General features: G+C 69.6%; 23 protein-coding genes and 1 other RNA gene. 9 read left to right on the plus strand and 15 right to left on the minus strand.

Translation table 11 applies throughout. The annotated features are described in order from the left end of the window. The first annotated feature begins 330 nt into the window (after window positions 1–330). Window positions 331–687, plus strand: coding sequence for a hypothetical protein (locus AC1DPN_RS12315; protein WP_477085026.1), 357 nt, complete (start codon window positions 331–333; stop codon window positions 685–687). A 274-nt stretch (window positions 688–961) separates the two neighbouring features. Here the strand turns inward: AC1DPN_RS12315 and AC1DPN_RS12320 are convergent, their stop codons facing one another. Beyond that, window positions 962–1,522: a VRR-NUC domain-containing protein gene (locus AC1DPN_RS12320; protein WP_477085027.1), complete on the minus strand. Its 561-nt coding sequence runs from the start codon at window positions 1,520–1,522 to the stop codon at window positions 962–964. A gap of 131 nt (window positions 1,523–1,653) precedes the next feature. Between AC1DPN_RS12320 and AC1DPN_RS12325 the strand changes: the two genes are divergently transcribed. Further along, entirely contained in the window at window positions 1,654–2,469 is an 816-nt protein-coding gene (locus AC1DPN_RS12325; RefSeq protein ID WP_477085028.1) for a DUF6414 family protein, read from the plus strand. Window positions 2,470–2,495: 26 nt separating this feature from the next. Here the strand turns inward: AC1DPN_RS12325 and AC1DPN_RS12330 are convergent, their stop codons facing one another. From AC1DPN_RS12330 to AC1DPN_RS12350, 5 genes are read right to left on the minus strand one after another with little or no spacing between them, the layout of a single operon-like run. After that, window positions 2,496–2,804, minus strand: a complete 309-nt coding sequence (locus tag AC1DPN_RS12330; RefSeq protein ID WP_477085029.1) for a hypothetical protein — start codon at window positions 2,802–2,804, stop codon at window positions 2,496–2,498. Further along, window positions 2,801–3,946, minus strand: coding sequence for a DNA translocase FtsK (locus tag AC1DPN_RS12335; RefSeq protein ID WP_477085030.1), 1,146 nt, complete (start codon window positions 3,944–3,946; stop codon window positions 2,801–2,803). The genes AC1DPN_RS12330 and AC1DPN_RS12335 overlap by 4 nt, the downstream gene beginning before the upstream one ends. After that, complete coding sequence (locus tag AC1DPN_RS12340) at window positions 3,943–4,182, minus strand: hypothetical protein (protein ID WP_477085031.1); 240 nt, start codon at window positions 4,180–4,182, stop codon at window positions 3,943–3,945. Before AC1DPN_RS12340 ends, AC1DPN_RS12335 begins: the two co-directional genes overlap by 4 nt. Continuing rightward, window positions 4,179–4,484 (minus strand): hypothetical protein, encoded by a 306-nt coding sequence (locus AC1DPN_RS12345; RefSeq protein WP_477085032.1) that lies wholly within the window; start codon window positions 4,482–4,484, stop codon window positions 4,179–4,181. Before AC1DPN_RS12345 ends, AC1DPN_RS12340 begins: the two co-directional genes overlap by 4 nt. After that, on the minus strand, window positions 4,481–4,981 hold the full coding sequence (locus tag AC1DPN_RS12350) for a hypothetical protein (RefSeq protein WP_477085033.1): 501 nt from the start codon (window positions 4,979–4,981) through the stop codon (window positions 4,481–4,483). The genes AC1DPN_RS12345 and AC1DPN_RS12350 overlap by 4 nt, the downstream gene beginning before the upstream one ends. Before the next feature lie 412 nt (window positions 4,982–5,393). On the opposite strand from AC1DPN_RS12350, the gene AC1DPN_RS12355 reads away from it, so the two are divergent. From AC1DPN_RS12355 to AC1DPN_RS12370, 4 genes are read left to right on the plus strand one after another with little or no spacing between them, the layout of a single operon-like run. Next, complete coding sequence (locus AC1DPN_RS12355) at window positions 5,394–5,876, plus strand: hypothetical protein (RefSeq protein WP_477085034.1); 483 nt, start codon at window positions 5,394–5,396, stop codon at window positions 5,874–5,876. Between the two features lie 25 nt (window positions 5,877–5,901). Then, window positions 5,902–6,303: a helix-turn-helix domain-containing protein gene (locus AC1DPN_RS12360; protein WP_477085035.1), complete on the plus strand. Its 402-nt coding sequence runs from the start codon at window positions 5,902–5,904 to the stop codon at window positions 6,301–6,303. Then, window positions 6,249–6,821, plus strand: coding sequence for a hypothetical protein (locus AC1DPN_RS12365; RefSeq protein ID WP_477085036.1), 573 nt, complete (start codon window positions 6,249–6,251; stop codon window positions 6,819–6,821). The genes AC1DPN_RS12360 and AC1DPN_RS12365 overlap by 55 nt, the downstream gene beginning before the upstream one ends. Before the next feature lie 22 nt (window positions 6,822–6,843). Then, entirely contained in the window at window positions 6,844–7,113 is a 270-nt protein-coding gene (locus tag AC1DPN_RS12370) for a hypothetical protein (RefSeq protein ID WP_477085037.1), read from the plus strand. 8 nt (window positions 7,114–7,121) lie between these two features. Here the strand turns inward: AC1DPN_RS12370 and AC1DPN_RS12375 are convergent, their stop codons facing one another. Then, window positions 7,122–7,346, minus strand: coding sequence for a hypothetical protein (locus AC1DPN_RS12375; protein ID WP_477085038.1), 225 nt, complete (start codon window positions 7,344–7,346; stop codon window positions 7,122–7,124). 301 nt (window positions 7,347–7,647) lie between these two features. After that, an RNA gene (gene rnpB / locus AC1DPN_RS12380) (RNase P RNA component class A) lies at window positions 7,648–8,030 on the minus strand. A 59-nt stretch (window positions 8,031–8,089) separates the two neighbouring features. Here rnpB and AC1DPN_RS12385 point away from each other — a divergent pair. Further along, window positions 8,090–8,380 (plus strand): LuxR C-terminal-related transcriptional regulator, encoded by a 291-nt coding sequence (locus AC1DPN_RS12385; RefSeq protein ID WP_477085039.1) that lies wholly within the window; start codon window positions 8,090–8,092, stop codon window positions 8,378–8,380. Here the strand turns inward: AC1DPN_RS12385 and AC1DPN_RS12390 are convergent. Beyond that, the gene (locus AC1DPN_RS12390) at window positions 8,362–8,745 is read right to left on the minus strand and encodes a tautomerase family protein (RefSeq protein ID WP_477085040.1); all 384 of its coding nucleotides are present in this window, start codon (window positions 8,743–8,745) and stop codon (window positions 8,362–8,364) included. The genes AC1DPN_RS12385 and AC1DPN_RS12390 overlap by 19 nt on opposite strands. A 47-nt stretch (window positions 8,746–8,792) precedes the next feature. Here AC1DPN_RS12390 and AC1DPN_RS12395 point away from each other — a divergent pair, with 47 nt between their 5' ends. Together AC1DPN_RS12395 and AC1DPN_RS12400 are read left to right on the plus strand one after the other, a co-directional pair. Continuing rightward, on the plus strand, window positions 8,793–9,575 hold the full coding sequence (locus AC1DPN_RS12395; protein WP_477085041.1) for a YaaA family protein: 783 nt from the start codon (window positions 8,793–8,795) through the stop codon (window positions 9,573–9,575). Further along, window positions 9,572–10,732, plus strand: coding sequence for an SLC13 family permease (locus tag AC1DPN_RS12400; protein WP_477085042.1), 1,161 nt, complete (start codon window positions 9,572–9,574; stop codon window positions 10,730–10,732). Before AC1DPN_RS12395 ends, AC1DPN_RS12400 begins: the two co-directional genes overlap by 4 nt. Here AC1DPN_RS12400 and AC1DPN_RS12405 read toward each other — a convergent pair. The 6 genes from AC1DPN_RS12405 to AC1DPN_RS12430 all read right to left on the minus strand — a co-directional run bounded on the left by AC1DPN_RS12405 (window position 10,729) and on the right by AC1DPN_RS12430 (window position 16,285). Beyond that, on the minus strand, window positions 10,729–11,472 hold the full coding sequence (locus tag AC1DPN_RS12405) for a histidine phosphatase family protein (protein WP_477085043.1): 744 nt from the start codon (window positions 11,470–11,472) through the stop codon (window positions 10,729–10,731). The genes AC1DPN_RS12400 and AC1DPN_RS12405 overlap by 4 nt on opposite strands. Before the next feature lie 31 nt (window positions 11,473–11,503). Continuing rightward, window positions 11,504–12,250, minus strand: a complete 747-nt coding sequence (locus AC1DPN_RS12410; RefSeq protein WP_477085044.1) for a zinc ribbon domain-containing protein — start codon at window positions 12,248–12,250, stop codon at window positions 11,504–11,506. Then, window positions 12,247–13,443: a Nif3-like dinuclear metal center hexameric protein gene (locus AC1DPN_RS12415; RefSeq protein WP_477085045.1), complete on the minus strand. Its 1,197-nt coding sequence runs from the start codon at window positions 13,441–13,443 to the stop codon at window positions 12,247–12,249. Before AC1DPN_RS12415 ends, AC1DPN_RS12410 begins: the two co-directional genes overlap by 4 nt. A gap of 76 nt (window positions 13,444–13,519) precedes the next feature. Beyond that, on the minus strand, window positions 13,520–14,581 hold the full coding sequence (locus AC1DPN_RS12420; protein WP_477085211.1) for a LacI family DNA-binding transcriptional regulator: 1,062 nt from the start codon (window positions 14,579–14,581) through the stop codon (window positions 13,520–13,522). 28 nt (window positions 14,582–14,609) lie between these two features. Next, a complete protein-coding gene (locus AC1DPN_RS12425) occupies window positions 14,610–15,446 on the minus strand; it encodes a carbohydrate ABC transporter permease (protein WP_477085046.1) in 837 nt (278 codons plus the stop codon). Beyond that, window positions 15,443–16,285: a carbohydrate ABC transporter permease gene (locus AC1DPN_RS12430; protein ID WP_477085047.1), complete on the minus strand. Its 843-nt coding sequence runs from the start codon at window positions 16,283–16,285 to the stop codon at window positions 15,443–15,445. Before AC1DPN_RS12430 ends, AC1DPN_RS12425 begins: the two co-directional genes overlap by 4 nt. Window positions 16,286–16,325 lie beyond the last annotated feature (40 nt).

The following is a 16,325-nucleotide window of genomic DNA, read 5'->3' on the forward strand; positions in this document are numbered from 1 at the left end:
CAGCGACCTCGTTGACAGCACGCTCGTCGGACTTCGAGTCCGCGCGCACGCTCAGCAACTTCGGGTAGGTCGCAGCGTTATCGCCGCTCCGGAGCCAGGGCACAGTGAGTAGATCTCCTCAGCGAGACGTCAGGGGGGCGGTCAGGCGGACGCGTGGCACGCGCAGGCCCGCGGCAATCGCCGATCCCCCTCCTCGTCCCAAGCGTCGCCACCACACGCACGGTGCGAGCCGCTGGCGGGGTCAGGGTTGGACGTACCGACCTCGGGCCGAGACGCGACGTCTTCCAGCACTCCCACACCAACGGCTACGGATGCGGTTGACTTCGCTCCGTGGAGATCAGCCTCAGCTCCGACGCTTGTGGCGTCATCGCGACCGTCATCCCGATCTACCTGATCGTGCTTGTCGCGGGTCGCGACCGGTTGCTCAATGGATCGCGAGGTACGCCGAGGAGGGCGGGGGTCGACGGGATCGCTATGGCAATGGCCGTCTTCCTCAGCCTCGCAGAGGTGGTCACGCTCTGGGGTCTCGTCAACGACCAAGGGCTTCAGCTCATCGGAACCGCGATCGTCGCCACGACGCTCCTCTACGCCGTGACCATGACCGGCATAGGTTTCGCGATCGATATCAATCGCGATGCGGCCAACCGCGATGCGATCGATCGACTCTCGCCGCCCGGCGACGAGTAGCGCCGCTGGCGAAATGCCTGTGCTGCTCACAGCGGCCTCCACCTGATTACGACGGGCGGAGGGAAGTAGCCGTGGCACAGACCGCAGGTCATCGGTGAACCCCGGCGTGCAGCGGCCTCGCGGTCGATCTTGTGGTTGTCGCACATCGGGCCCGAGCACCCGCACGGCGGGGTCGCGTACCAAATCGGCACGCGCGCACACTTCCCGGCCAGGCACTTGAGATGGAGGTCGACGTCGACGAGCTCGTCGATCCGAGCCTCCTCGTCGAGGGCGGTCACGGCTGGTCGATCGGGAACGTTGGTCGCCAGCCCAGCGTGACGAGCATCTCCGCGAGCGCGGGGGTGTTCAGGGGGCCAGTGCGCGTGGCTCGGCGGATGTCGGCGGTGAGCATGGTGACGAGTTGGGCGGAGGGTGGCGGGTTCGGGTCGACGTGTGGGAGGACGGCGGGGTCGAAGTACTCGCCCCTTGAGTTCTCATCGGTGGTGCTCATGTTGGTCGGCTCCCGGTGAGGTCGTCGTGGATGGATGGCTTCGGTGAGGAGGTCGAGAGGGCGCCAGACCTTGGCGTCCTGACCGGCGCGGTTCAGGGCTTCGAGCCACGCCGTCTGCTCCGGGCGGGGACGACCCCGCTGGGTCTTGAGCTCGCGGTACAACACCCGGCCCTGCTTCGCGTGGACCAGGACCAGGTCAGGGAACCCGGGCTGCGAGCGCCGCGAGTCGTGGGTGTGGTAGACGAGCCAACCCAGGGCGCGGGCCTGCGCGATAACACGAGCCTGGAGGGTCGACTCGGACATGTCGCCGGCGACGCTGGCGCGGTACTCCGACTGGGTGAGCATCAGGCAACCGCCGCGCCGTCGATACCTGCGCCGCGTTCGGCTGCTTGTGGTTCGACGTCGTGAGGTACACCATCGGACCGGCCGAGCGTCCCGTGGCGGGATTGCGCACGGGGCCGAGAACGGAGAAGCACATGCCCTTGCGCAGCCCGGTGTACCTCGACATCGACCTGCTCGTCGATGTTGCCGACTACCTCGGCCTGGACTATCCCGTCGAGACGAAGGTTCGAGAGACTGGAGCCCGCGAGCGGAGTGGCTCGGCGGGCGTGGCCGTTCCTGGGACGTCGCTTGGCGTGAAGGGGGCGATGGCCTCCACGAACGAGGTGGAGCGCACCTACGAGACCCCGGTCCGGCCAGTTAAGGTGCTCAACGAGGTCATCGATCGTGCTCTCCTCGCGCAAGACCTTCTCGACTTCACCGGGGGCGCGAACGAGGTCGGAGCGGTGTCCCGGCGCAGCCTGGTTCAGATCGAGGGAGTCGCACGCCTCTCCGCCGCCAGCGACGGTGCTCAAGTGCTGAGCGGGTTCATGTCCATGGTCGAGGACCCGCAACTTGCGCAATTCCTCAACACCGGGGACACCCCTCTCGGATTGATGCAGGAACTCCTGGGTGGTGCCACCGGCGAAGAGCCCGTCCTGTTCGAGCTGGATACCGACACCGTGCCGGTTGCGGTGCTCTTCGAGCTGCAGCCGGGCTTGTTCCACCGCAGCGCCGGGATGGAAGACATCAGCGGCGACCTGACGCTGTTCGCGCTGGTCGACCAACTCGTGCCGGAGGGCAGCGAACTCGACCTGGTCCGGTTCTTGCTGCCAGGCGCCAACCGCGCAGCGCGACGCACTCTTGGCCGAGAACAACTTGACGACCTGCTGTCCAAGATGCCGAATCAGACCGGCGGCAAGGCAGTGGTGGAAGGGCCGGCGTGGTTGCTTAAGCCCGTGGCGGTTTACTAGAACCACCACCGCGCGCGACCGGCCAGTCACGAGGCCTCCCCGTACTTGAACGTCCAGACGTGGAGGGAGTCGAGGTGCTTCAGGCGGTGCTCAGCCACTCCCTCGGCGTCGTCGCCGTACTGGACGACCGCCCGGATCCGCTCCCGGTCCGCGCCGAGCCGGACCCGCTCCGCGAAGTCGTCAGCCGACTCCTCACGCTCGGCGCGCCGGCGAACCGCGTTGCGGTACGCGTAGCCGAGCTCGTCCTTCAGCGGGCCCGCGACCATCGCGTCGATGTGCGCGGCCGACACGTACAGCACGACCGACTCGCCCCGGACCTCCTCGAGGCGGGTCACGACTCCGGCTCCTCGTCCTCGTCGCGGTCGTCGCGCTCGGCGCTTAGGCGATCGAGGTTGACCTCGAAGACGTTGCCCTCGACGAACGTGAAGACACCGCCGTCCTTCATCGCCTTGCGGAGCGCGTCAGCCGCCACGGCCCGCGCCGCAGGGTCCGCGTCCGGTCCAGCCGCGAGCGCGAGGATTGCGGCGTCCCTGGCGTCCGGGGTGACGAGCACCTCGCGGGCGCGGGAACCGTCGGTGGGGCCGACGATGCCGGCCCGCTCGAGGTCGTTGATCAGGGCGCCGGCCTTGGCGAACCCGACGCGGAGCTTGCGCTGGAGCATTGAGACTGACCCGAACTGGGTGGTGATGACGAGCTCGGCCGCTTCCAGGAGCAGCGGGTCGGGTGCGTCGTCGTCGGGCTCGTCGGACTTGGAGCGGTGGCCGAAGCAGTAGGACGGCTCGAGGATCTCGGCCGGTGGCACGTAGTCGTCGTCGAGACCGAGGCGCGCGTCCCACGCCTCAACGTTGCGCTTCGCTTCGAGGCGGGCGTCCTCGTCCGCTGAGATCGGGCAGACCATCCCGAGGAACGACTCACCGCAGCGCACCGACCACGTCGTCGACAGCCCAGCCGTCACGTCGATGATCAGCGGGTCGGCGTAGCAACGCTGCGCGACCTGGAACTTCGCGAGGTGCTTCGCGTGGAACCACGTGCCCCCCGACTGGGGCGTTCCGCCGCCGTGCAGGACGTTGCGGGTGAACAGGGTCCGGACGTTCGGGAACGACTCGTCCGGGACGGTGCGCGGCAGCGTGAGGGACTTCCCATCGATCAGGCCCGCGACGTCGGTGAACGTCACGTCCGCCGCGGTCGAGCGGATCTCGATCGCGACCTCCTCACCGTCGACCGGTGACGGGAAGACGGCGAGGACCTGGCGGACGTCCTCCGGGAACAGGTCGATGACCTCCGCCTCGCCGTCGGACTCCCAGATCGACACGAGAGCCAAGCCGAGGGTGTACCGGTCGGTCGCGGAGACCTCGAGGTTCATCCCGAACGGCGCCAGCCGGACCCGCTTGAGGCGGAACTCCTTCTTCGCCAACGACATGTGCGGGGCCACCGACACCAGCGCGGCACGCATGTCTGACAGGTCGACAGTGATCATGGTCGGACACCCCGCAGCTTCGCGATCAGGCGTGCGTTCGTCTTCGCTGACTGCGACTCGAGGGCGTCCGCGACGTCGTCCGCGCGGACCCACAGGACGTCGCCCTCACGGCGGCCGCGGATCTGCGGGAGCGGCTTGGCCGGCGGTGTCCCGACGCGCTCAGGACCGCTCGACGACGTCGGCCGCGGGCGTGGCGAACCTCCGAAGAGACCACCGATACCGAACGGGTCGCTCATCGCTGGCCGCCGATCTGCTGCAGCTCGCGCTGCATCTGGTCGTTGACGTCGGCCGGAGACGCGAACGTGAACCCGACACGGGTCCGGTCCTCCACCGGGTCGTGGTGCGCGTACAGCGCGACCATCGGCTCACCGAACGTGTTCGGACCCATCACCGGGGCATCCATCACCTCGGCCGACACGTCCCCGACGTACTTCGCGAACCGGTGCGCGAACCGCGGCCGCGGCTCCGCCGGCGGCGCGATCGACAACAAGGGCGGCACAGCGAGACGCCGGGCCGCGCGAGCCTGCTTGCTGCTCACGAGTCCTCCTTGGTCGGGACGGGCGTCACCAGGGCGTCGACGGCCTTGGAGTCGCCGCAGACCGCGCAGCGGCCCTGCTGGGCGGCGACCTGGTGCAGGTGCTGGCGCTCGTCCGCGCGGATTACGGACTCCCAGCACTCACCGCACGCCATCCCACCGACCGAGCGGCCGACCTTGTGCTTCAACCGCCGGCAGCGCGCGGCCGCGAACGAGCTCAGCGCGTGGTCAGGACCCAGGTGCCACGCCCTGGAGACGCCCTTCTTCCCGACGTGACCCGACGCCACCCGGGCCATCCGCACCGCGGCACCCGTCTTCAGGTAGCCCGACCGGACCGCCTCCTGCTCCTCGACCGGCAGCGACAGCAGCTGCAACCGCGCGGACACCGTGGGCTGCGAGCGCCCGACCTCGCGGATGACTCCCCGTGGGGATTCGTGTCGGTCGACCTGCGCAAGCCGCACCACCCCGTCACAGTCCTGATCGGCGGGGTCGAGCGTCACGTGCCCGTCAAGACCCTGATCGGCGGAGTACTCCGGTAGCCCACCTCCCCAGCTCGCGCGCGCCCCGCTCTCCTTCGGGAGGGCGGGGCCAGTTCTTGCGTCTGCGCTCGCGGCGTGGAGCGCGAGCGCTAGCGGCCTGAGCGGGCTACAAGAAAGCCGAAGTCGACACCCCTCCGTCTGGGCCTCAGACCTGACGATCCGATTCCGCGCGGCGCCGACGCGCCTGACCAGGCACATCTCACCCCGTCGAGTCCCAGACGGCGGCACCACCAGGGTGGTTACATGGTCCCGCGGACCACGCGGCTTTCGAAGGGGAGGGCTAGGCATGTCCAAGGACCGGTCCCACCGATCCCTGCGTCGTGCCGCTCCCCGGCCGCACCCTCTCGCTCAGCCGCCAGGTGTCCGGACCTGCATGCAGAAGGACCCGACGGACCCCGCCGAGCTCATCCCGGGCGACGGAGGAAGCTGGTCCTACCCGCGCGATCGCGCGACCGGCTCGAACCTGTGGCTTGTCGAGAAGGCGAGCGCGCTCGGGCAGATCCTTGAGGGTCAGCCGCGTGCGATGCTCGCGGCCGAGATCACGGGAAAGCTCGACCGCGGCAGCCAGGGCAAGCTCAGCTACGGCTCGGGGCGTCAGCACGACGTCGAACAGATGGGCATCTGCGACGACGTCCTTGAGATCCGTCTCACAGTGCAGCTCGGGGCCGGCGGCGGCAAACTCCACACACGGATCTACTTCAACGAGCCATCCGACCAGGTAGGGCGTCTGCTGTTGCTCAAGATCGCAACGAAGACACCCGATGCGATCGGCAAGAAGGAGCAGGATCTGCACGCGCTCGCGGCGCAGGGGCGTCTCGCCTCGTGCGACTTCGAGCCGCTGAGTATGACAGCATGACTTCTACGTCATAAGGAGGCGCGCCGTGAACATCGCAGAGTTGCTCGGGATCGACTCGACCGACCCAGACTTCGTGCTGGCGAGGCGACTGGTCCGTGGCGACGACAAGCTCCTCGACGACCTCGTCGGCATGCGCAGATCCAAGGGCCTGACCCAGAGCGACATCGGCGAACTGATGGGCGTCTCGCAGAGCGCGGTAGCGCGCATCGAATCCGGCGAGCGCGATCCGCGGCTCTCCACACTTCGTCGGTACGCCCTCGCAGTCGGCGCAGACGTCGACCACCGGGTCGAGCCGTTCGATGCCGTCGCGGACAAGCGGACGGAGTTCGCGACGAAGGTCGTTCGCTACACGACGACGGCACACAACGGGTGGTGGACCCCGGGCTTCAGGGAGCGGTTGAGCGCGCCTGTCGGACGGGCCCGGTGAGCCCTCGGAAGGCGAAGCCCTCGTTCGGCCCCTGGCTCGCCGGCGTGCAGGTCGTCCGATGCCAGGCCCAACCTTCGTCGTTCGACGAGGACGCCATCCACTGGAGCATCGAAGGGCTTCCGTTCAGCGACACCGGAAGCAACTCCGAGGCCGCTCTCGGTCTCTTCGGAGAGTTGTTCGTACACACCTCCGAGGCCTCGGTCGCGGTCACGGTACAAGGCTTTCTCGACTACGGCCGCGGTGGCGACGCGTCGGCACTCTTCGACGATGATCGAGACCGGGCACTCGAAGCCTTCAAGCCGATCGCCGCGCACTACGGTGAGGCACTCTGGGACATCGCAGCCGATCAGGCACGCGTTCTCGCAGCCACGACCCGGTTGGAGATCTCCGTCCCACTCAAGTCGCCCGAGCCCGACGCCATCACGATCGTCCGCAGCCCTGAGGAGTTCGAGGCCGACGCGCGTGCGGCCGAGGAGGCAGCAGAAGAGGAGACGGCGGCGGGCGCCTCGCCCGCGTAACTGCCGCTCGTACACTTGTTCGATGCCGCGGGATCGACAGAGCATCGAGCAGGTCCCTTTGCACGACGCCCCGGTCGACGCCCCGGAGGCCGCACGAGCCGGCGAGCATGTGACCGTCCCGGACAACCCGCCTGCCGTCCTCGTGTGGATCGTGTCGGGCCGCGGCCGTGCGATCCACGCCGAGGGAAACGCCATCGCGTGGACTCCTCGCCAAGTCCACGTCAGCTACATCGACCCCGGCGGACGGTTCGGGCGCGCGTGGGTGTGGGCCAACGCGGTCACCCGGCGGTGATCCACGGACTAGTCGTTGTCGAGGTAGTCCAAGTACTCGGGGTACCCCGGGTCGGGCATTGGCGGGTCACCGTCCGCGCTTAGGAGCACGTCGTCGTCGACGTGTCGGCGTTCGAACTTGCCAACCAGCCACATGGCCGCCGCTGCCCCCCCGAAGGCACCGAGGAAGATCGCGATCAGGCTGCCGCCGCTGATCCATCCGACTGCTAGGGCGCCAACGATGGGGCCGAGCATGGCCACCGTGAAGCGTCCGATCCACATGATTCGGACGTTCCTCGCATCCGCCGCGACGATCAAGCGTTGGCCCGGGTGATTCATCCGCAAACGGCCGGGCTCTTCCTCTGGACGCCTCGGACGGGCGTGGGTGTGGGCCAATGCCGTCACCAGACGCTGAGCAGCGCCGGGTGCTCGTTGGGTGCTGCGCGAACTCACAGCCGCCCAAACCCCGCAACATTCCGCAACACCCGTCCAAGCACCCAGGCTCCAGGTTCCGAGCTATGAGGACACTAATGTGCAGGTCAGAGGCGGTAAAGTGCGGATGAGTCAGTCGATACGCCGGGTTCTGTCCTCGCGCGCGGTTGCCCGCAGCTGCGCGAGTGGCGGCCATCCCTCTACGACGTACGTTGCCGCACGCCTCCAGCGGCCTACCCGGGAGCTCGGGCGAGCAGCCCTCGAGCGCTCCCTGTCTGGCCTTGCTCCGGGCGGGGTTTACCTAGCCGCACCGGTCACCCGGCACGCTGGTGGTCTCTTACACCACCGTTTCACCCTTACCGGCCCAGCGAGCTGAGCCGGCGGTCTGTTTTCTGTGGCACTGTCCCGCGGGTCACCCCGGGTGGGTGTTACCCACCGCCCTGCTCTACGGAGCCCGGACGTTCCTCGGCAGGTCCGAAGACCTGACGCGACCGCCTGACTGACTCATCCGCACCGCCAGCCTAACTGGTACCCATCCGCTGGTGGGACGGCACCGAACCATCCCCATGGACACCACACCGCCCCTGACCCAGCGCGAGCGCGTCATCCTCGCGCACCTCGCCCTCCCCCTGACGCTCGGCGAGATCGCCTCGTCGCTCTACGTCACCCGCAACACCGTGAAGTCGCAGGTCCGGTCGATCTACATGAAGCTCGGCGTCGCCGACCGGCAGTCGGCCCTGTCCGCCGGACGCGCGTGGGGGCTCGTGCCCGAAGGACTCGGGGAAGCCGATGAGGTCGAACCCAGGCCGCGCGTGACGGACGTGCCGAGGCCGTCGGTTCAGACGTCGAGGCGGTAGTCCAGCGACAGCTCGTCGCCCGAGACCCCGCGGATGCCCCAGTTCTCCGGCGGGCTCTCGATGATGATGATCTCGAGGTCGTCGGCGGCGAGGCCGAGGGTCGGGGCGACGTCGTCGTAGAACGCCGCGATCAGCGCGCGCCTCGCCGAGCGGGACCGTCCCGTGAAGCAGAGGATCTCGACGACGAGGTACTCCTTGGCACGCGGTGCGACCAGGTCGTCGGCGTCGAGGAGCAGGAACCGGTGGAACCGCTTCTCAGGTGGAAGGCCCCAGGTCCCGACGATGGCCCGGTGCACCGCGTCCGACACCGAACCGCGCCGGTCCTGCCAGACGTCGCGTCGGCCGTAGATCTTCACGTGTGCCATGCGGTCCTCCCAAGGCTGCCTCGTCGCGCGGAGCCTACAGTTCATGCGTGCTCGTCCTCCTGCCGCCCTCCGAGGGCAAGACTCCGCCGCGCCCACGCGGTCCCCAGCTCGACCTCGCCGCCCTCGGCGCACCTGGCCTGACGCCGCTGCGCGAGAAGATCCTCGACGCCCTCGCACAGTCCAGCGCCGCGCCTGACGCGCTCCGGGTTCTCGGTGTCGGGCCGAGCCTTGCCGACGAGGTCGCGCGCAACATCGACCTGCGGACCGCGCCGACCGCACCGGCGAAGAAGGTCTACACCGGCGTCCTGTACGGGGCGGCGGGCCTGGACAGGTTGACGCCGACGGGGCGCGCCCGGGCCGCCGAGTCCGTCCGCATCGTGTCGGGGCTGTGGGGACTCGTGGCACCCGACGACCCGATCCCCGCCTACCGGCTGTCCATGGGCACCGACCTGCCGGGCATCGGGCCGCTGGCGGGCGCCTGGAGGTCGTCGCTGGGCGTGGAGCTCCAGGAACGGGCTGAGGGCGAGCTGATCGTCGACTGCAGGTCCGCCACCTACCTCGCCGCCTGGCACCCACCGACGAACGCCCACTGGGTCGCCGTCCGCGTCCTGCGCGAGGAACCTGACGGGTCGCGGTCCGTCGTCTCTCACAGCGCCAAGCACACGCGGGGCGTGCTCACCCGGCACCTGCTCACGCGCCGGGGCAAGGCACCGCACGACGCAGCCTCGCTGGCGCGCGTCGCGACCGAGCTCGTCGGCACCGACCTGCTCGCGGTCGAGCTGGGTCCGCGCGGCCGTGGAGCCCGGACCCTGTCGCTCGTCGTCGCGTGAGACGAGTCCCCTGGTGGCTCGTCGCGGTCCTCGTGACCGCACTGGTGGTCGTCGCCGGCTGGCTGCCGCAGGACGACGCGCGAGAGCTCGCCGAGCGCACGCTGCCGATCCTGGTGCTGGTCGCCGGCCTCACCGTCGTCGCCGAGATGTGCGCAGGGGCCGGGCTGTTCGAGCAGGCGGCGGGGCTCGCCGCCCGGCTCGCGAGGAACCGGCGCTGGGCCCTGTGGGCGCTCGTCGTCCTGCTCGCGGTGCTCAGCACGGCGGTCCTCTCGCTCGACACGACGGCGGTGCTGCTGACCCCTGTCGTGATCGCGCTGGCCCGACGCACCCACACTCCCCCGCTGCCGTTCGCCCTGGCCGTCCTCGCCCTGGCCAACACGGCGTCGCTGGCTCTTCCCGTCTCGAACCTGACCAACTTGCTCGCCGACCACGTCCTCAAGCAGGCCGGCGTCGGCTACCTCGGCCTGATGTGGGCGCCGGCGATCGTGGCGATCGTCGTGACGGTCGCCATCCTCGCGATCCGCGACCGTCGTGTGCTGCGCGGATCCTTCGACCCGAACCCGCCGCGCGCCCCGCGCGACAAGCCGCTGCTGGTGGTCACGGCGGTGACGGTCGGCCTCCTCGGCATCGCCTTCGCCGCGGGCGTGCCGACCGCACCCGCCGCGGTCGCCGCGGCGGTGCTCCTGCTCGTCGTCACGCTGGTGCGCCACCAGAAGCTGCCGGTGAAGGCCCGTGACCTCGTGCCGTGGCGCACGCTGCTCGTCGTGCTCGGCCTGTTCGCCGTGGTCCAGACCCTGCACGCGCACGGGATGGGGACCCTGCTCGCCGACGCCTCGGGCACCGGGACCGGCCCCTGGGACCTACTCCGGGTAGCCGGCGTCGGAGCACTCGCCGCGAACGGTCTCAACAACCTGCCCGCCTACCTCGCGCTCGAGCCCGCGATGGGCGGCGACCCGCTGCGGATCGCCGCGCTGCTCATCGGCACCGGCGTCGGTCCGCTCGTGACGCCGTGGGGCTCACTGGCGACCGTGCTGTGGTGGCAGCGGTGCCGCGCGGTCATGCTCGACGTCCCGGCCAGGACGATCGTGCGCCAGGGTCTCCTGCTGGCGCCGGTCGCCGTGATTCTGTCGACGTCGGCGCTCGTCGCGAGCCACTAACGCTCGGTGTACCAGCCCTCGCTCGGCACGCCGACGACGGCGACCTCGTTCCGACGGTCCTCGAACAGCCGGATGATGCTGACGGAAGCCGGCGCGACCCGCAGCTGGCTCCACGACGACGCCTGCGCGCCCATGGTGACGCCCAGTGCCGCACGGATCGAGACCGCGTGGCTGACGACGACGACCGTGCGGTCCACGCCCTCGGCGAGCAAGGAGTCCAGGCCCGCGCGCAACCGGACGCCGACGTCCTCGATCGACTCACCGCCCGGCGGGCGGACGTTCGCGGAGGTGTGCCACGGCTCCAGCTGACCGGGCCAACGCTCCTCGATCTGCTCGGCGGTCAGTCCCTGCCAGTCACCGAAGTTCGCCTCCTGGAACGTGGCGTCGGTCCGGACGGGCAGACCGAGCTTCTCGGCGATGACCGCGCTCGTCATCTGGGTCCGGACCATCGGCGAGGCGACGACCAGGCTCGGGTAGGGGATGTCGCCCCAGAGGTCACGGCCGACGCGGTCGACCAGGTCGGCGGCGTCGTGCGCCTGCCGCATGCCGGTGTCGTCGAGCGGCGGACCGGGCTCGCCGGAACCGGAGTACCCGCGCGACACCGTCATCGTCGTCTGCCCGTGCCGAACGAGCACCACCGTGACCGGCAGCTCCTCGTCGAAGCGCACGCCGGCGCCGGACGGACGTGCAGCCCGACCGCTCGCAGGGACGGGTTCCAACGCTCCGGCTACGTCGCTCATGCCCGCAGTCTGTCGGTCTCGCGCGACCTTGTCAGCCGCGAGCCGGCTCCGGCAGCCGGACGAGGATGCGTCCGCACTCCTCGCACCGCACGACCTGGTCCTCGGGCGCCTTGCGGATCGCCTCGACGTCCAGCGGGTTGAGCTCGAGACGGCAGCTCTCGCACCGTGACCCGCGCAGCGCACCCGCACCGCGACCACCCAGCTGGGCGCGCAGCTTCTCGTAGAGGGTGACCAGGCCGGCGTCGAGCCCCTCGGCCGCGACCGCACGCTCGGCACGAACCTTCTCGGCGTCGGCGTCGAGCGAGGCGAACGCGGCGTCGCGCTCCCCTTCGACCGCGGCACGCTTGCCGGCGAGCGAGTCGTGGGCCGTCGTCACCTCGGCGAGCGCGGTCTCGTGAGCCTCGAGCCGCTCCATCACGTCGAGCTCGACCTCCTCGAGGTCCGCCTGCCGACGACCGAGGGTCACCAGCTCGCTCTGCAGCGCCTGCAGGTCCTTCGGGCTGCCCTGCCCCGAGTCGAGCCGCGCCTGGTCGCGCGCTGCGCGGTTGCTCACCTGCTCGACGTCGGCCTCGGCCTTGGTCAGCTCCCGCTTGAGGTCGCCGACCGCGGTCCGGCTCGTGACGAGCGCAGTGTGGAGGTCACCGACCTGCGAGTCGAGCTCGACCAGGCGCGCCAGCTCCGGCAGCGTCCGCCGCTTGTGCGCGATCTGGTCCAGCCGCGTGTCGAGCTCCTGGACGTCGAGCAGTCGGCGCTGGTCCGCTGCGGGGGCTGTGGTCACGGGTGTCCTTCGGTCGAGGCGTCTGGTGCGGTCGGCTCGGGGCTGGCGACGCGACCCGTCCACGGGTCGGTGCTCAGCGTGCTGACGCGCGTGACAACCGTAGCCCCCGCGGCGGCGGCATCCTGCTCCAGCGCCCGTGCGGCGTGCGCGAGCCACGGCCACTCGGACGCGAAGTGCGCGACGTCGACGAGGTAGGGCTTCCCAGCCTCGTGCTCGGCACGCTCGCGCAGCTCGGATGCGGGGTGGTGACGCAGGTCCGCGGTGACGTAGGCGTCGACACCGGAAGCGCGCACGGCGTCGAACAGCGAGTCGCCCGATCCGCCGACGACGGCGACGCGCTCGACGCGACCGTCCGGGTCTCCCGCGAACCTCACGCCCTGGGCCGTGGCAGGCAGGACCTGAGCGACGAGAGCCGCGAACGCGCCGAGCGTCGTCGGCGCCGCCAGGCGCCCCACCCGCCCGATGCCGGAGGTACCCGGCCACGACGCCTGCTCCAGCACGCTGAAGGCGGGCTCCTCGTACGGGTGCGCGGCGCGCATCGCGGCGATCACCGCAGCCCGGAGCCGGCGCGGCGCGACCATCTCCACCCGCGCTTCGACGACGGTGGACGCGACCCCGGCCGACCCGATCGCAGGGTTCGCGTCGCCCGAGGGCGTGAACGTCCCCTCGCCCGTGGTCGTCCACGCGCACCGCGAGTACTCCCCGATCGCCCCTGCACCTGCGGCCGAGAGCGCGTCGACCAACCGCTCCGCCTCACCGACAGGGACGAAGACCACGTGCTGGTCGAGCGCCTCCGCGGGCGCCGCGTCCAGCGGGCCGGTCTCGACGAGCCCGAGCGCCTCGGCGAGCGCGTCGGCGACTCCCCCGGACGCCGCGTCGGCGTTGGTGTGCGCCGTGTAGAGCCCGATCCCGCCGAGCACCAACCGGTGCAGCAGGGCGCCCTTGAACGTGGTCGCCGCGATCGAGTGCACGGGCTTGAGGAGCAACGGGTGGTGGGTCACGACGAGGTCGGCGCGCCACTCGGCAGCCTCGTCGACCACGGCCGCGACGGGGTCGACCGCGAACAGGACGCGCGCGACGGTCTGCGCGGGATCGCCGGTCACGAGCCCGACCGCGTCCCACGACTCGGCCGTCGACGGCGGGTAGCGGCGTTCGAGCAGCCGCACCACGTCGGCCAGGGTCGCAGCAGTCACGTCTGCACCGTACCCAACCCGGGCCTCGTCACCGACGACCGTCCGGGGGGCCGGTTCGAGTCCTGCGCCGACGGACCTAGCGCGAGGGTGGCGCTTCGACCGAGGCGCCCTCGACGAGCCGGCCGCGGACCCACACCTGCTCGATCGCTCGCGTCGGCTCGCGCATCGTCGCCAGGAGAACCCGGGCCGTGCTCTGCGCGATCTCGGCCATCGGCTGGACGATCGTGGTCAACCGCGGGTTGTAGTAGTCGGCCACGTCGAGCCCGTCGAACCCGACCAGCGACACGTCGGCCGGCACCGAGAGGCCCGCCTCGATCAGCGCGCGCCCGGCGCCGATCGCCGCGGTGTCGCACACGCCGAAGAACGCCGTGGCGCCGGCCCCGCCGCCCTGCAGCCATCGGCGCATCGACTCGTAGCCGTTGCGCATGGTGTACACCTGCCCTTCCACGGCCGACGCCACCACGAGGGAGTCGTCGAACGGGATGCCGGCGTCCTGCAGCGCCGCCCGGTAGCCCGCCAGACGCAGGGCCCAGGCGTGCTCGCGGTCGGGCTCGGCCCCTGCCCCGACGAACGCGATGCGGCGGTGCCCCCGGGAGATCAGGTGCGCGGTGAGGTCGCGGGCGCCGGCGTGGTCGTCCACCGAGATCGACGAGTGCTGGGCGGCCGTTCCCGAGTAGTCGGGGGTCGTGCAGAACACCATCGGCACGTCGATCTCGCCGAGCCGGCGGCTGAGCTGCGCCGAGGCCTCGCGGTCGGCGCTGCCGTACCGGCCGAGGAAGACGACGCCGCCGAACTTCCCCTCGCGCACGATGCGCTCGACCAGACCGGCGTGGTCGTTCTGCTTGTCGGCGACGTGCGAGAGGGTCACGTCGTAGCCGGCCTCGGCGAACGCGACCTCGAGGTGCTGGAGCACCTCGATCAGCAGCTGACCGAACTCACCCTGGATGAAGACCGCGATGGTCTCGGTCGAGCCGATCTTCAGGCGCCGCGCACTCGCGTTGGGGACGTAGCCGTACTTCTCGGCGGCAGCCCGGATACGGGTCCGCGTCTGCGGGTTGACGTCGGCGCGGTCGTTCATCGCGCGCGACACGGTGGAGACGGCGACGCCGCAGATGCGCGCCAGCTCTTTGATGGTCATCTCGGACACGGCGCGTTCCTCCTCCGTGTCAGCCCTTGACGGCGCCAGCGACGACGCCCCGGATGATGTGCCTCTGGCTGGCCAGGTAGAACACGATCACGGGGATCATAGCCAGCACGAGGACGCCCATCATCGCGCCCATGTCGACGGACCCGTACCCGCCCTTCAGGTACTGCACGGCGATCGGGATCGTCTTGTAGCTCTTCAGGTCAAGGGTGAGGTACGGCAGCAGGTAGTCGTTCCACAGCCACATCACCTCGAGGATCGCGACGGTGATCACGGCCGGCTTCATGATGGGCAGGACCACCAGGAAGAAGGTGCGCACCGGGCCACATCCGTCGATCGTGGCGGCCTCCTCGATCTCGAACGGGATGCTCTTGACGAACCCGGTGAAAACGAAGACCGCGAGCCCGGCCCCGAAACCGAGGTAGATGATCCACAGGCCGAACGGATTGCTGAGGCCCAGGTAGTCGGCAAACCACGAGAGTGTGAACATCACCATCTGGAACGGCACGACGAGGTTGAAGAGGAACGTCGTGTAGAGGCTCCTGGCGTAGATGTTGTCCATGCGCACGATCCACCAGGCGGTCATCGAGGTGCACAGCAGGATCAGGAAGGTCGACCCGATGGTGATGACCAGCGACCAGCCGAACGACGCGAAGAAGTCGGTCAGGTCGACGCCGCGCACATAGTTGTCCCAGCCGACGAAGCTCTCCGCGTCGGGCAGCGAGAACGGCTCGGACGCGATGTAGACCTTGCCCTTGAAGGAGTTGATGAGCACCAGGGCGATCGGGTACAGGTAGGCGAGCGCGACGACGGCGAACACCGTGGTCCACAACCAGGGACGGCGCACCTTGTCGATCACGCGATCGCCTCCTTCGAGCGGGCGAAGCGGTTCTGCGCGAGCGCGAGGGTCGCGACGATGACGAGGAAGACGACAGCCTTCGCCTGACCGACGCCCTCGAAGCCCGGGCGGCCGTAGAACGTGTTGAAGATGTTGAGCGAGAGCAGCTCGGACAGCCGCGACGGCGCACCGTTGGTCAGCGCGAGGTTCTGGTCGAACATCTTGAACCCGTTGGTGATCGTCAGGAACGTGCACACGGTGATCGCGGGCATGACCAAGGGGATGATCACGCTGCGCAGTCGCCTCGACGACGAGGCGCCGTCCATGTCAGCCGCCTCGAGCAGCTCGGTGGGGATCGACTGCAGCCCGGCGATGTAGATGACCATCATGTAGCCGATCTGCTGCCAGCACATCAGGATGACCATGCCCCAGAAGCCGTAGGCGGGGCTGAACGTGATGGAACGCGCCCACATCGCCAGCACGCCGTTGAGCAGCAGCAGCCAGATGTAGCCGAGGACGATTCCCCCGATCAGGTTCGGCATGAAGAACACCGAGCGGAAGGTGTTGCGTCCACGGAACTTCTTCACCAGCAGGTAGGCGATCGCGAACGCGAAGACGTTGATGAGGATCGTCGTGACCACGGCGAACGACGACGTGTACCAGAGCGAGTGCAGGAAGACGTCGTCGCCGAACAGCTTCTTGTAGTTGTCGAGGCCGACCCAGGTGCTGTGCGTGACCGTGCGGAAGTCAGCGAAGGACAGGTACACCCCGAGGACGAACGGGACGACGAAGCCGATGATGAATGCCAGGACCGTCGGCCCGGTGAAAAGCCAGCCCCATCGGGCCAGGGACTTCTTCATGGTGTGCGCTCCTTGCTGCGCCGGCGCGGACGGATGCGAT

This window comes from Cellulomonas sp. P4_H4 (genome assembly GCF_056400865.1).

Coding starts and splice junctions, on each gene's coding strand:
- AC1DPN_RS12420 (WP_477085211.1), bottom strand. CDS start 14,581: ATGACCATCAAAGAGCTGGCGCGCATCTGCGGCGTCGCCGTCTCCACC.
- AC1DPN_RS12325 (WP_477085028.1), top strand. CDS start 1,654: ATGCCCTTGCGCAGCCCGGTGTACCTCGACATCGACCTGCTCGTCGAT.
- AC1DPN_RS12405 (WP_477085043.1), bottom strand. CDS start 11,472: ATGAGCGACGTAGCCGGAGCGTTGGAACCCGTCCCTGCGAGCGGTCGG.
- AC1DPN_RS12320 (WP_477085027.1), bottom strand. CDS start 1,522: ATGCTCACCCAGTCGGAGTACCGCGCCAGCGTCGCCGGCGACATGTCC.
- AC1DPN_RS12335 (WP_477085030.1), bottom strand. CDS start 3,946: ATGATCACTGTCGACCTGTCAGACATGCGTGCCGCGCTGGTGTCGGTG.
- AC1DPN_RS12385 (WP_477085039.1), top strand. CDS start 8,090: ATGGACACCACACCGCCCCTGACCCAGCGCGAGCGCGTCATCCTCGCG.
- AC1DPN_RS12370 (WP_477085037.1), top strand. CDS start 6,844: ATGCCGCGGGATCGACAGAGCATCGAGCAGGTCCCTTTGCACGACGCC.
- AC1DPN_RS12430 (WP_477085047.1), bottom strand. CDS start 16,285: ATGAAGAAGTCCCTGGCCCGATGGGGCTGGCTTTTCACCGGGCCGACG.
- AC1DPN_RS12340 (WP_477085031.1), bottom strand. CDS start 4,182: ATGAGCGACCCGTTCGGTATCGGTGGTCTCTTCGGAGGTTCGCCACGC.
- AC1DPN_RS12355 (WP_477085034.1), top strand. CDS start 5,394: ATGCAGAAGGACCCGACGGACCCCGCCGAGCTCATCCCGGGCGACGGA.
- AC1DPN_RS12375 (WP_477085038.1), bottom strand. CDS start 7,346: ATGCTCGGCCCCATCGTTGGCGCCCTAGCAGTCGGATGGATCAGCGGC.
- AC1DPN_RS12390 (WP_477085040.1), bottom strand. CDS start 8,745: ATGGCACACGTGAAGATCTACGGCCGACGCGACGTCTGGCAGGACCGG.